Genomic DNA, 13985 nt, shown 5'->3' with positions numbered 1-13985 from the left:
TCTTTCTTCCTATATTCTTACAATAACGGAAGAAAATCAATGTTTTCTTCCGTTATTGTGTCTATATATAGAAGAAAATATCATTTTTCTGCCTCTATTTCCGCGACAATCTTATCAATTTCATTACGCAAAGCGGTAATGTTTTTCACTGTTTTTGCAATTTCTTCATTTAGCTCATCAATATTGATTACTTCTTTGGTATCTTTTGCTTCAATATAAGAGTTAACAGATAAATTGTAATCATTTTCCGCAATTTGATTATTTTCAACAGATTTTGTTAGATGCTCAATATCTTTTTTCTCACTAAATAATGTTAAAATTTGTTCAATATGTTCATTGGTTAAGACATTATTATTTGTTTCTTTTTTAAAAATTTCAGTGGCATTGATAAATTGGGTTTTAGTGTTCGTTTTATGTTTAGAAAGTACTAAAATATTTACCGCTATACTTGTGCCATAAAATAAATTAGGTGCAAGTGCGATCACGGTTTCAACAAAGTTATTATCCACTAAATATTGGCGAATTTTTTTCTCTGCACCACTACGATAAAAAATACCTGGGAAAGTCACAATAGCAGCTCTTCCTTTGGCAGATAAATAATTTAAGCAGTGCATAACAAAAGCAAAATCCGCTTTTGATTTTGGTGCAAGCACACCAGCAGGGGAAAAGCGATCATCATTGATTAACGTTGGATCGTCATTACCAATCCAATTGACAGAATAAGGAGGGTTAGAGACAATCGCATCAAAGGGTTTATCATCTTTAAATTGAGGTTTTAAAAGCGTATCGCCCAGTACAATATCAAACTTATCATAGTTAATATTGTGTAAAAACATATTCATTCGTGCCAAGTTATAGGTTGTATGGTTAATTTCTTGACCAAAAAATCCCTCTTCAATAATATGATTATCAAATTGTTTTTTTGCTTGTAATAAAAGTGAACCACTACCGCAAGCAGGATCATAAATTTTATTCACATTTTTCTGACCTAATAGTGCAATTTTAGCAATCAATTTTGATACACTTTGTGGAGTAAAAAATTCGCCTCCTGATTTTCCAGCATTAGCGGCATAATTTGAGATTAAAAATTCATAGGCATCACCAAAGAGATCGATTTGATTATCTTGAAAATCCCCAAAATCAAGATCAGCCACTCCTTTTAATACTGAAACTAATCGTTTGTTTTTATCCTCAACAGTATTGCCAAGGCGGTTAGATGTTGTATCAAAATCTGCAAATAATCCTTTGATATCGCGTTCTGAGTCAAATCCAGTCGCACTACTTTCAATACTTGAAAAAATTTGAGCAAGATGCGTATTTAAATTATCGTTCTTGTGTGCATTTTCTACAATATTTTCAAATAGTTGGCTAGGATAAATAAAATAACCTTTGGTTTTAATGGCATCAATTTTTATTTCATTAGTGATAATATCATCAGATAAATTTGCATAATGAATACTTTCATCACCGGCTTCAATAAAATAGGTAAAATTTTCACTGATAAATCGATAAAATAATGCACCTAAGACATATTGTTTGAAATCCCATCCATCAACTGCACCACGCACTTCATTTGCAATTTGCCAAATTCTACGCTGTAATGTCGCTCTTTGTTGAATGCCTACTGTCATAAAAACTCCTCAAATAAATATGGGTGAGATTATACTGTAATTATAAGAAAAAACGAGAGCTATCTACGAAACTATATAGATAGAAAATCTAGGTAAGGAGGAGGTGTTAAATTTTAACCATCTGATGATTTTTAAATTTAGTATATAAGGTTTTTAATGTTATTTGGTTTGGTAATACTAACTCAGGCTCTAACTCATAAAGTGGCACAATCACAAATTCACGATTGTGCATATCGTAATGGGGAATGATTAAGCGGTTACTTGTGATCACTTTTTTACCAAAAAGCAAAATATCTAAATCAAGGGTACGCTCACCCCAGCGACGTAAACGGACTCGTCCTTGTTGATTTTCGATATTTTGTAAATAATCCAATAATTCCAATGGTTGCAACTCTGTATCAAAACTTGCAACCGCATTGATATAATCAGGTTGATCTTGTGGTCCAAGGGGTTTACTTGTGTAGAAAGAACTTACCTGAAAATTTGCAAATTTTTGTAAAGATCGTACCGCTTGTTTAAGTTGAACAAGCGGATTATTGAGGTTTGAACCCAAAGAGATGTACACTTTTTCCATTATTCTATGCTTGTTTTAGGTTTACTATTTTTGTAATAACGTTTACGGCGAGGTTTACGTTTTTTCTTCTCATCATCATTATGATGAGGGTGAACATTTTTGATTTGTTCTGAACGCTGTACTTCATTACTTAGTTGAAATTCGTGCCACCACGCACTCAGCTCAACTAAATCCCCTTTTTCAATTTCAGCTCGCATTACTAACAAATCAAATCCTGCTCTAAACTTAATATGTGCAAGGGTTTGATAAGGACGTTTACCCACACGTTTAGTCATTTTAAATTGTAGATGCCAAATATCTCGAATGACTGCTGTATGACGACGATGTAAGCCAATGGTTTTACAGGTTTCTGCTAAAATCTCATTGGCGGCGAGCATCATTGCATCGTGAGTATTCAGTCCTCCCTCATTTTTGAGTTCGTCCATTTTTTCACGCATCGGATACCAAAGTAGAGCAGCATATAAAAATGCAGGATTGATACGTAAATTATCACGAATTCGCTCATCAGTTGATGTAAGTGCTTTGGTTATCATTCGTTCTGCATTCGAGTCACTATCTTTAGTGAAAGAACTAGAAATAGTAGGGAATAATACTTCAAATAAATGATATTGCTGTAGTAATTCATAGGTTTTTACGCCATAACCTGCTTGCAATAGTTTTAATGATTCATCAAATAGACGTGCAGCTGGAATATTTTGTAATAAATGAGCTAATTGACGGACAGGCTGCTCTGTGGGTTTATCTAAAAACATATCCAGTTTTGCCATAAAGCGAATGGCTCTAAGCATTCGAACAGGATCTTCTTGATAGCGAGTGGTTGGATCGCCAATTAAACGTAATTTACCCTCTTTGAGATCTTGAATGCCGTTAAAAAAATCAAAAATTAAGTTATGCTTAACATCAAAATAAAGAGCATTAACGCTAAAGTCTCGACGTTTTGCATCTTCTTCTAATGAACCATAAACGTTATCTCGCAATAACATTCCTTGATCATTTGTTTTAGAAATTTGATTATTTAAGTTTTGATCATGTCCCGCTCTAAAGGTTGCGACTTCATAAACTTCTCGTCCATAAACAATATGTGCAAGTCGAAAACGGCGACCAATTAAACGGCATTGTCGTCCAAAAATACGTTTAATTTCTTCAGGGCGGGCGTTGGTTGCAATATCAAAGTCTTTTGGGGTTTTTCCCAATAAAATATCGCGAATACATCCGCCAACTAAATAAACTTCAAAATTATTTTGAGAGAGTTTATTTACGATAGAAAGTGCATTTTTTGAAATGTTGTGTCTAGAAATGCCATAATTTTGGGCATTAACCGTAATATTTTTATGTAAAATATGTGAAGGCATATCACTTTTCTGATGTGTTTCTTTTTTATTTGGTTTTTGTGTATTTGATGTTTTTAGCGCACAAGAATCCATCTCTTTTATTTTTTTATTTGAAATAAAAGAGTTGTTGTGAGATTTGTTTTTCTTAAAAAGAAAAGATTTAATATAATTAAAAATAATTCACCTCGTTACTACTAGTCTAGCGTCCCATATGTTTTTCACGAATTTCTGCTAATGTTTTACAATCAATACATAACTCAGCCGTTGGACGAGCTTCTAAGCGGCGTAAACCGATTTCTACACCACAGGCTTCACAAAAACCATAATCATCTTCTTTAAGTCTTTGTAATGTAAGTTCAATCTTTTTTAATAAACGGCGTTCACGATCACGATTTCGTAACTCAAGGTTAAACTCTTCTTCTTGAGTGGCACGATCTGATGGATCGGCAAAATGAGTCACTTCATCTTGCATTTGTGTTTTGGTTCGTTGGGCTTCATCCATAATTTGAGTATGCCAAGCGGTTAAAATTTTATGAAAATGTGCAATTTGTGCTTCACTCATATATTCTTCATTTTTTTTAGGTTTATATGGTGAAACGCCAGCAATTGTGAGTAAACTTAATGAAGATGCTGATGGCTTTTTTGCCATAATTTAACTCCTTTTTAATAATTAGTTATATATAACAATGGGTTATATTCTTTTATGTCATTTCTTTTGAAATTTATAATATTAAGGTTATTTTTAAGGTCGCTACAAATACCAAAAAAACACGTATTTAGCAAATGTTTTTTTTAATTAGTAGGAAAAATTTGGAAAACAAAAAAGATCTATTTATGTTACAATTAGCCTTCAAATGTAAATTTAATCATTGACAATGATGAGAATAATTTGCCAAATGCTTTATAGCTTTATAGCTTTATAGCTTTATAGCTTTATAGCTTTATAGCTTTATAGCTTTATAGCTTTATAGCTTTATAGCTTTATAGCTTTATAGCTTTATAGCTTTATAGCTTTATAGCTTTATAGCTTGTAAATAATATAATCCGAAGGATAAATATGATTAAAAATAAAAAACTTATATTATTAATATTAGTCAGCATTATGGCTTTTCCCTTATCTGTGGTGGCAAATACCGATCAAGTATTACCAAACTTAAGTTTAACAAAACAGCAAATACATACAGAAAATAGATTAGCTAAATTTCAGCGATTAATGAAAAATCCTCAACTTTTATCTGATGTGGGGGCTTATATTCGCAAAAAAATGAAGAATAATAGATTACAATCTTTAAATCAATTAAAGAAAGTATATATTCTTGCTAATTTAGAGCCACTTTGGACAGATCAAAAAACAGAACAGATGTTTTTGAGAGATTATATAGTATTTGCTGCAAGTGGTGTTTCGAAAAGTGCTTTAGTAACATTAAAACAAATTATAGAAAGTCCAAAAGGAAGTATGCAACGGGATATTTTATTAACAGATGCACTTCTGGACTATGTGTATTACAGCAAAAATGTAAACAATAATATCAATTCATGGCTATATCAATCGAGTACTTATCAAAGACGAGATCTTAGTGATCAAGTATTATTACAATGGGTTGATTTGGCTAAAAGTAACTATGGAGAGTTATTTATTTCTAAATATATTCCAAGTGATAATAGACTATATATGGAGATTATTAATAAAATAGCGATGGAAGTGGAAGGTGAACAGTCGATAGATAATATGACTATTGCTAAGTTAGCATTAAATGCACAGCGTTTACGGCTTATTCCAAATTTTGATAATGGCTTGTATGTGAATATTCCTGCATATCAACTGGACTACTATAAAAATGGCGCATTGGCATTACATTCTGTTGTGGTCGTTGGTCGTAAAAAACGCCAAACACCTATCTTATTTAGTCAATTAAGTGATGTGGTAGTTAATCCTCCTTGGACTATTCCTCCAACAATTTTAGAAGAAGATGTGATACCTAAATTTGCTAAAGATCCAAATTATGGCAGTAAAAAAGGGTTTGAAATTATCAGTTATTCAGGAAAAACAGTAGAGCCAAGCGCTATCGACTGGGAAAACTACAAGGGTGAAAATGCGAAGAAATTTCCTTATATGGTTCGTCAAAAACCAGGAAAACGAGCAGCTTTAGGTCGTTATAAATTTAATATGCCAAGTGCTGATGCGATATTTTTACACGATACTCCTCATAAAAATGTTTTTTCAAGAAAAAAACGAGCATTAAGTTCAGGCTGTGTTCGAGTACAGAAAGCCGCACAATTAAGTGAAATTTTATTATCTGAAGCTGGTTGGGATATTTCTAAGCAGAAAGCGGTATATCGAAGTGAGAAAACCACTTTTGTTAAAATCAGATCGGAAAATCCTGTCTATCTTTATTACGTTACCAATTGGGTTGAAAATGGTGTCGTACGAAGTGTACCAGATGTTTATAGACTAGATCCTAAACTTAGATCAAATAGTATTGATTTGCATTCTATAAATACTTTGTTAGAATAGTTGCCAACCGTTTAAAAGTTCCAAAATTTTTTGGAACTTTATCTATTTTTAAGATACTAACATAGAGTTTTTTGTAATTTTTATTAATGAAAAGGAGGAATTGTGGAACAAGTTGATAATAATCGTCGTCGCTGGCTTTCGTTAGGAGGGATTGTCTTAGGTGCTACTTTAGTTCCCTCAACAGTGCAGGCTCATTTATCAGGATCAAAACCACATTCTCTGCGTTTTCATAATATTAATACGAATGAATATCTTGTTTCAAAATTTCATAATGGTAAGCATTTTGTCAAGAAAGAGCTACAGAAACTGAATTATATTCTTCGTGATCGTAGAACAGATCAAGTCACCAATATGGATCCCAAGTTATTTTTGAAAATCGATCAAATTCAAAAAAAATTAGCCTTGCAAAATGCAGAAGTTAAAATTATCTGTGGGTATCGTACTGCTAGAACAAATGCAAAAATGCGTCGTCGTAGTCGAGGTGTGGCTAAAAAGAGCTATCACATTAAAGGACAAGCCATTGATTTAAGAGTAACAGGTGTACCGCTGTCTCGTTTGTACCAAGCAGCTTTAAGTTTGCATAATGGCGGAGTGGGTTATTATCCTCGTAGTAATTTTGTTCATATAGATACTGGTCCTGTACGTACTTGGCGTGGTAGATAAGCGGTGACATTTTATGTTTAATTTGCAAATTATTCCTGTTGGAGCCTTTCAACAAAATTGTTCTGTCATTTGGGATAACCAGAAGAATGCGGCTATTGTTGATCCGGGTGATGATGGCGAGCGTTTAATTCAGTATATTGAGCAAAACCAATTAAATTTAACCAAAATTTTAATTACTCACGCCCATCTTGATCATATTATGGCAGCAGATCAACTTCGTCGGTATTTTGGTGTGGAAATTTATGGTTCACAACAAGCAGATCAACCTCTTTTTGAACAATTAGGGCAAATTACGGAAGAGTATGGCTTTCCAAGAGTTGAGGGCTTTTTACCGGATCATTGGCTAAATGAAGGTGATATCGTTGAATTTGGAGAATTGAAATTTGATATTCGCCATTTACCTGGACACGCACCTGGGCATATTGGTTTTTTTGATTTTCAAAATAAAATTACTTTTAGTGGTGATGTGTTATTTAAAAATAGTATTGGTCGAACAGATTTATATATGGGAAACCTTGAGCAATTACTTCATTCCATTAGAACAAAAATGTTTGATTTAGATGATGATTTTATTGTTATTGCAGGTCATGGTGCTCATACGACTATCGGTAAAGAAAAACAAACTAACCCTTTTCTAAAAAAATAAGGTACAATTCACCTTTCAACTCTCACGAATATAGTAGAAATAGAATGCATAATACAGAAAATTTAATTGAGGTCAAAAACCTGACTTTTAGCAGGGGCGACCGTCTGATTTATGATAATCTCAATCTTTGTGTAAAAGCAGGAAAAATAACGGCTATTATGGGACCATCAGGCATTGGTAAAACAACATTACTTCGTCTGATTGGTGGACAGCTTCAACCTGAATCAGGTGCAATTTTATTTGATGGTGAAGATGTTTGTAAAGCGAATAATAAAACGCTTTATGAAATGCGTCAGCGAATGGGGATGTTATTTCAATCAGGGGCATTGTTTACTGATCTTTCTACTTTTGATAACGTAGCTTACCCTATCAGAGAGCATACTCAACTTTCTGAAGAATTAATAAGAAAAATGGTATTAATGAAACTTGAGGCTGTTGGATTAAGAGGTGCAGCATATTTAATGCCATCTGAATTATCTGGCGGAATGGCTCGTCGAGCAGCGTTAGCACGAGCAATTGCACTCGATCCTGAATTAATAATGTATGATGAACCTTTTGCAGGACAAGACCCTATCAGTATGGGCGTGATTGTAGAATTAATTAAAAAGCTTAATGAAGCATTGAAATTAACTTCCATTGTCGTTTCACACGATGTAAATGAAGTGTTAAGTATTGCGGATTATGCTTATATTGTGGCAGATAAAAAAGTCATTGCGGAAGGCTCTCCAAAAGCGTTAATAGAAAGTGAAGATCCTAGAGTAATACAATTTCTTGCAGGTAATGCAGATGGACCAGTACATTTTCATTATCCAACGAATAAAACTTATACAGAGGAGCTATTTCAGTGATTAATTTTATTTCATTATTGGGTTCTTCCGTTGTACGATTTTTTCGTGAATTTGGGCGTGCTAATTTTATGCTCTGGGGAGCATTAGTTGGAAAGCCACAGTTTAGAAAAAATACGCCTTTAGTTATTAAACAGTTATATGTTTTAGGGGTACAATCTTTGCTCATTATAATGCTTTCTGGTTTATTTATTGGAATGGTATTAGGCTTGCAGGGGTATGTCGTTTTAGTCGATTTTTCTGCAGAAACCAGTTTAGGACAATTAGTTTCCTTATCATTATTAAGAGAGTTAGGACCTGTAGTTACGGCATTACTTTTTGCTGGTCGAGCAGGATCAGCATTAACGGCAGAAATAGGTTTAATGAAAGCAACAGAGCAACTTTCTAGTTTGGAAATGATGGCGATTGATCCACTAAGACGAGTGATAGCCCCTCGTTTTTGGGCGGGGATAATTTCAATGCCAATTTTAGCTATTATTTTTACTGCTATTGGAATTTGGGGTGGTTCTCTAGTCGGTGTTGATTGGAAAGGGGTTGATTCTGGTAGTTTTTGGTCTGTGATGCAAAATAGTGTGACTCTCACAGATTTATTAGATGGTTCAATTAAAAGTATTTTTTTCGCTTTTGCGGTGGTATGGATAGCCTTATTTAATGGTTATAATGCGTTACCAACATCAGAAGGGATTAGTCAAGCGACAACAAAAACAGTAGTAAATGCGTCATTAGTTGTATTAGGGTTAGATTTTATCTTAACTGCAATAATGTTTGGTGGTTAGATTTAAAAGGAAAATAAAATGAGACAATCATTAAAATATGAGTTTTGGGTAGGATTATTTGTACTTATTGGATTAGGTGCATTGGTGTTTTTAGGATTACGAGTTGCAAATGTACAGGGGTTTTCTTCTGAAAAAACTTATACTCTTTATGCAACTTTTGATAATATAGGTGGACTAAAAGTACGGGCACCTGTGAAAGTCGGTGGTGTTGTTGTTGGACGAGTATCAGAAATTAATTTAGATACTGAAAATTACACGCCTAAAGTAACTTTAGCGATTAATGAAAAATTCAATAATATTCCAGATACGAGTTCGTTGTCTATAAAAACAGCAGGTTTACTCGGTGAACAGTATATCGCGCTTAGTATTGGTTTTGTCCTTGATGGAGAAACCGCAACATTAAAAGAAGGTGATACTTTCTTTGATACTAATTCAGCAATGGTACTCGAAGATTTAATTGGACAATTTTTATATGGTGACAAAAAGTCGGACAGTTCAAAAAATGAACCAGATTTAGATGCACAATAACATAATTATTTATTATAACTCGGAGGTTAACAAAACTATGATAAAAGTAATGAAAAAACTAATTTTTACAACAGTTATCACGTTATCAACACTTTTTTCTGCTCAAACATTTGCAAATACAAACCCTTACGTATTAATGCAACAAACAGCAGACAAATTATTTAGTGATATCAAAGCAAATCAAAATAAAATTAACAAAGATCCAAATTATTTACGCACTATTGTTCGTAATGATTTAATGCCTTATGTTCACGTGAAATATGCAGGACTAAAAGTATTAGGAAAATATTTAAAAAAAGCAGATTTACAGCAGCGAGATAGATTTTTTAATGTGTTTGGACAATTTATTGAGCAATCTTATGCTCAAGTGTTGACGCAATACACTAATCAGAAGGTTGAAATTGAAGCAGAAAAGCCGCTTGATAATAAATTGATTGTAGGTATCCGTGTGAATATTTTAGCAAATGATGATAGAAAACCCATTGAATTAAACTTTAAATGGCGTAAGAATAGTAGAACTGGTGAATGGCAAGCTTATGATATGGTGGCTGAAGGTATCAGTATGATTACGACTAAGCATAATGAATGGAGTGGAATATTGCGTCAAAAAGGGATTGATACTTTAATTGCAAATTTAGAAAAATCTACTCAGAAACCCATTACATTGAGTAAATAGTAATTTTATGAAATCACAAAAAACATTGCAATGGGATATTCAAGCGAGTAATGATGATGTAATGGTTGTTTTATCTGGTGATTTAACAAGAAACACGTTGTCCCCTTTATGGGAGCAACGTGCTTCTTTTTTACAACCAGAATTAAAACAATGTATTTATTGGGATCTTAAGCATCTTCAACAAATAGACTCTGCAGGGTTAACTCTCTTCTTAGAATTATTGCATTCTTATGCAAAAAACAATAAAAATTATATTATTAATATACCAAATAGTATTACTAATCTTGCACAACTATTTGATTTGCAAGAATGGTTAGCACAATTTACCACTCAATCTTAAACTAGAGCAGTAATTATGGAATTAAAACAAATAGAAAATCTTTTAAATGAAGCGTTGGAACTTGACGAAATTCACGTACAGGGTGATGGTTCACATTTTGGTGTTATTGCAGTAAGTGATAGTTTTGCTTCACTTTCAAAAGTAAAACAACAGCAGATGATTTACGCACCGTTAACCGAACTTTTTACTACTAATGTTATCCACGCATTAACCATTAAGACCTTTACAAAAGAGCAGTGGAAAAGAGAAAAATTGCTTAATATGCCAAGCTAATTGTTGGTATTAAGCGGTAAGATTTAATTAAAAATTTACAAATGTTATAAAATATTCAATCAAAGGAATTCAAATGGAAAAGTTTTGTGTTAAAGGACCAGTTAGTTTAAATGGTGATGTGCGAATTTCTGGGGCAAAAAATGCTGCATTGCCAATTTTATTTGCAACAATTCTTGCGACTAAGCCTATAACATTAACGAATGTACCAGATTTAAAAGATGTAGATACCACATTTAAAATTTTACGTGAATTAGGCGTGGTAGTTGAGCGTGATGAACAAAATGCAGTAAAAATTGATGCAAGCAATATTAATCATTATATTGCCCCTTATGAATTAGTAAAAACAATGCGAGCGTCAATTTGGGCATTAGCACCACTTTTAACCCGTTTTCATCAAGGGCAAGTTTCTTTACCGGGTGGGTGTACTATTGGAGCAAGACCCGTGGATATGCACATTTCAGCATTAGAAAAAATGGGGGCAACTATTATTCTTGATCAAGGTTATGTTAAAGCACAAGTGAATGATCGTTTAATGGGTTGCCGTGTCTATATGGATAAAGTCAGTGTTGGTGCGACTCTTTCTGTAATGATGGCTGCAACTTTAGCTCAGGGTACAACTATTATTGAAAATGCGGCACGTGAGCCTGAAGTGGTTGATACCGCAGAATTTTTGAATAAAATGGGTGCTAAAATTGAGGGTGTTGGTTCTGATACTATCACTATTGAAGGGGTAGAAACTTTGCTAGGATGTGAACATAGCATCGTTCCTGATCGTATTGAAACAGGTACATTCTTAATTGCTGCAGCGGTTTCTAAAGGAAAAATTACTTGTCATGGTACCAAGGCTCATACCCTTGATGCGGTGATCGAAAAGCTACGTGAAGCAGGAATGGAGGTTGAAGTGAGTGAAAACTCAATTACTCTAGACTCTCATGGTAAACGACCAAAAGCGGTGAATATTCGCACAATGCCACACCCCGCCTTTCCTACAGATATGCAAGCTCAATTTACTTTGTTAAATGTGATTGCAGAAGGGACTAGTACAATTACAGAAACAATATTTGAAAACCGTTTTATGCATATTCCCGAGTTGAATAGAATGGGAGCCAAAGCAGAAATTGAAGGTAATATGGCGATTTGTCACGGCGTTGAACAACTATCTGCAGCACAAGTGATGGCGACAGATTTAAGAGCTTCAATTAGTCTTGTTTTGGCAGGTTTAATTGCAAATGGAGAAACGGTAGTCGATCGTATTTATCATATTGATCGTGGTTATGAGCATATTGAAGAAAAGTTACGTAATCTTGGTGCAAATATAGATCGAATTGCCGAATAATATTATCATATCAATTTAAATTTTTAATAAAAGTAATCTTTCTAGATTGCTTTTTTATTTTAAAAAATTTACATTTTTTTATCATTTTTCATCTTTCCCATTAAAAAAACTATTGCAGTTCATAAAAAAACTTGTATAGTCATAGGCTCATAATTAAAAAAAGAAGACAAAATAGTCTTTAAAAAATAATAATTCAAACACAACATATAGGAGTAAAACTCAATGAGAAAAATGACAAAATTCTCTTTAATGACATTAGCAATAGCATCTACTACTGCTTTTGCAGCCCCTAAAACTTTTGTTTATTGCTTAGAAGCGTCGCCGTCTTTTTTAAGCCCTCAGTTAGCAACTGATGGTGCATCATTAGATGCGGCAAGCCGAACAATTTATAACCGTTTAACCACTTTTGAAGCAGGAACGACGAAAGTGATTCCTTCTTTGGCGGAAAAATGGGAGGTATCTGATGATGGCAAAACTTATGTTTTTCATTTACGTAAAGGGGTAAAATTCCACAGTAATAAAAATTTTAAGCCCTCTCGTGATTTAAATGCAGATGATGTCTTATTCTCTTTTAATCGTCAATTAGATCCAAAGCATCCTTATAATAAAGTATCTGGAGGGAACTATGAGTACTTTGTGGGAATGGATATGGCAAGTATTATTGATAAAGTGGAAAAAGTTGATGATTACACAGTGAAGTTTAGCCTAAAAGTACCAAATGCCCCTTTCCTAGCAAACTTAGGGATGGATTTTGCTTCTATTTTTTCAAAAGAATATGCAGATAAAATGCTAAAAGCAGGAACGCCTGAAGAGGTTGATACACAACCAATTGGAACAGGACCATTTAAATTTGTTTCTTACCAAAAAGATTCAAATTTACGTTACAAAGCCTTTAAAGATTATTGGAAAGGTAAGGCAAAAATTGACCGCTTAGTGTTTTCAATTACCCCTGATGCCTCGGTGCGTGATGCAAAATTAACTAAAGGGGAATGTCACGCAGCACCTTATCCAAATCCAGCAGATATTGAAAAATTAAAAGCAGATCCAAAAATAACCTTACTTTCAAAACCGGGATTAAACATTGGTTATCTTGCTTTTAATACTGAGAAAAAACCTTTTGATAACTTAAAAGTACGTAAAGCATTAAGCTATGCTGTTAATAAAGCGGCCATTATTGAGTCTGTGTATCAAGGTGCAGGGCAAGCAGCGAAAAATGCTATTCCGCCAACAATGTGGAGTTATAACGATGATGTTAAAGATTATGAATATAATCCACAGAAAGCAAAAGAGTTGTTAAAAGAAGCTGGCTTTAAAGATGGTTTTGATGTTGAACTATGGGCAATGCCAGTGTCTCGTCCATATAACCCGAATGCTCGTCGTATGGCGGAGATTATCCAAGAAGATTGGAAAAACGTGGGTGTGAATGCCAAAATTGTCAGCTATGAGTGGGGTGAATACTTAAAACGTATGCGTCAAGGTGATCACCAAACGGGCTTAATGGGTTGGACAGGTGATAATGGAGATCCAGATAACTTCTTAAATACACTATTAAGTTGTTCTGCAAAAGAAAAAGGATCTAATTATGCAAAATTCTGTAATAAAGAATTTGATGATTTAGTACTTTCTGCTGTTCAAAAAACAGATCCAGCAGAGCGTACTGCACTTTATAAAAAAGCACAGCAAGTATTTAAAGATCAAGCACCTTGGTTAACTATTGCTCATTCAACAACGTATTTCCCTGTGCGTAAAGAAGTAACAGGTTATGTTGTGAGTCCATTTGGATTACACGATTTTTATAATGTTGATTTAAAATAGTTATTGAATCTTGTTATTCAAGCGGTAAGATTTTAT

General features: G+C 33.7%; 15 protein-coding genes. 11 read left to right on the top strand and 4 right to left on the bottom strand.

All coding sequences use genetic code 11. From position 1 onward, the window contains the following. Window positions 1-80: 80 nt before the first annotated feature. The 4 genes from U9966_RS09730 to dksA form a co-directional block, all read right to left on the bottom strand. Window positions 81-1631: a type I restriction-modification system subunit M gene (locus U9966_RS09730; protein ID WP_306346379.1), complete on the bottom strand. Its 1551-nt coding sequence runs from the start codon at window positions 1629-1631 to the stop codon at window positions 81-83. 106 nt (window positions 1632-1737) lie between these two features. Next, window positions 1738-2205 carry a 2-amino-4-hydroxy-6-hydroxymethyldihydropteridine diphosphokinase gene (gene folK / locus U9966_RS09725; protein ID WP_306346378.1) on the bottom strand — a complete coding sequence of 156 codons (468 nt, stop codon included), beginning with the start codon at window positions 2203-2205 and terminating at the stop codon, window positions 1738-1740. Further along, window positions 2205-3629, bottom strand: coding sequence for a polynucleotide adenylyltransferase PcnB (pcnB, locus tag U9966_RS09720; protein ID WP_306346377.1), 1425 nt, complete (start codon window positions 3627-3629; stop codon window positions 2205-2207). The genes folK and pcnB overlap by 1 nt, the downstream gene beginning before the upstream one ends. Before the next feature lie 106 nt (window positions 3630-3735). Then, the gene (dksA, locus tag U9966_RS09715) at window positions 3736-4185 is read right to left on the bottom strand and encodes an RNA polymerase-binding protein DksA (RefSeq protein ID WP_306346376.1); all 450 of its coding nucleotides are present in this window, start codon (window positions 4183-4185) and stop codon (window positions 3736-3738) included. Window positions 4186-4593: 408 nt separating this feature from the next. On the opposite strand from dksA, the gene U9966_RS09710 reads away from it, so the two are divergent. The 11 genes from U9966_RS09710 (at window position 4594) to U9966_RS09660 (ending at window position 13949) form a co-directional block, all read left to right on the top strand. After that, window positions 4594-6051 (top strand): L,D-transpeptidase family protein, encoded by a 1458-nt coding sequence (locus U9966_RS09710; protein WP_306346375.1) that lies wholly within the window; start codon window positions 4594-4596, stop codon window positions 6049-6051. A gap of 102 nt (window positions 6052-6153) precedes the next feature. Next, window positions 6154-6714 carry a peptidoglycan L,D-endopeptidase MepK gene (gene mepK / locus U9966_RS09705; protein WP_306346374.1) on the top strand — a complete coding sequence of 187 codons (561 nt, stop codon included), beginning with the start codon at window positions 6154-6156 and terminating at the stop codon, window positions 6712-6714. A gap of 13 nt (window positions 6715-6727) precedes the next feature. Continuing rightward, a complete protein-coding gene (locus U9966_RS09700; protein ID WP_306346373.1) occupies window positions 6728-7360 on the top strand; it encodes an MBL fold metallo-hydrolase in 633 nt (210 codons plus the stop codon). A gap of 44 nt (window positions 7361-7404) precedes the next feature. Next, window positions 7405-8208 carry an ATP-binding cassette domain-containing protein gene (locus tag U9966_RS09695; RefSeq protein ID WP_306346372.1) on the top strand — a complete coding sequence of 268 codons (804 nt, stop codon included), beginning with the start codon at window positions 7405-7407 and terminating at the stop codon, window positions 8206-8208. Further along, a complete protein-coding gene (gene mlaE, locus U9966_RS09690; protein ID WP_306346371.1) occupies window positions 8205-8981 on the top strand; it encodes a lipid asymmetry maintenance ABC transporter permease subunit MlaE in 777 nt (258 codons plus the stop codon). Before U9966_RS09695 ends, mlaE begins: the two co-directional genes overlap by 4 nt. A gap of 18 nt (window positions 8982-8999) precedes the next feature. Continuing rightward, a complete protein-coding gene (mlaD, locus tag U9966_RS09685; RefSeq protein WP_306346370.1) occupies window positions 9000-9509 on the top strand; it encodes an outer membrane lipid asymmetry maintenance protein MlaD in 510 nt (169 codons plus the stop codon). A gap of 37 nt (window positions 9510-9546) precedes the next feature. Beyond that, entirely contained in the window at window positions 9547-10185 is a 639-nt protein-coding gene (mlaC, locus tag U9966_RS09680; RefSeq protein ID WP_306346369.1) for a phospholipid-binding protein MlaC, read from the top strand. A gap of 7 nt (window positions 10186-10192) precedes the next feature. Beyond that, window positions 10193-10525: an STAS domain-containing protein gene (locus tag U9966_RS09675; RefSeq protein ID WP_306346368.1), complete on the top strand. Its 333-nt coding sequence runs from the start codon at window positions 10193-10195 to the stop codon at window positions 10523-10525. Window positions 10526-10540: 15 nt separating this feature from the next. Then, complete coding sequence (locus tag U9966_RS09670; RefSeq protein ID WP_306346367.1) at window positions 10541-10798, top strand: BolA family protein; 258 nt, start codon at window positions 10541-10543, stop codon at window positions 10796-10798. A gap of 73 nt (window positions 10799-10871) precedes the next feature. Continuing rightward, entirely contained in the window at window positions 10872-12134 is a 1263-nt protein-coding gene (gene murA, locus U9966_RS09665; RefSeq protein WP_306346366.1) for a UDP-N-acetylglucosamine 1-carboxyvinyltransferase, read from the top strand. Between the two features lie 222 nt (window positions 12135-12356). Beyond that, window positions 12357-13949, top strand: a complete 1593-nt coding sequence (locus U9966_RS09660; protein WP_306346365.1) for an ABC transporter substrate-binding protein — start codon at window positions 12357-12359, stop codon at window positions 13947-13949. Window positions 13950-13985: the final 36 nt, after the last annotated feature.

This window comes from Pasteurella atlantica (assembly GCF_963693435.1).
In the GTDB taxonomy this organism is placed as follows: Bacteria; Pseudomonadota; Gammaproteobacteria; order Enterobacterales; family Pasteurellaceae; genus Phocoenobacter; species Phocoenobacter atlanticus.
The sequence above is the reverse complement of the archived record's forward strand: the minus strand, read 5'-3'. Positions and strand labels throughout refer to the sequence as shown.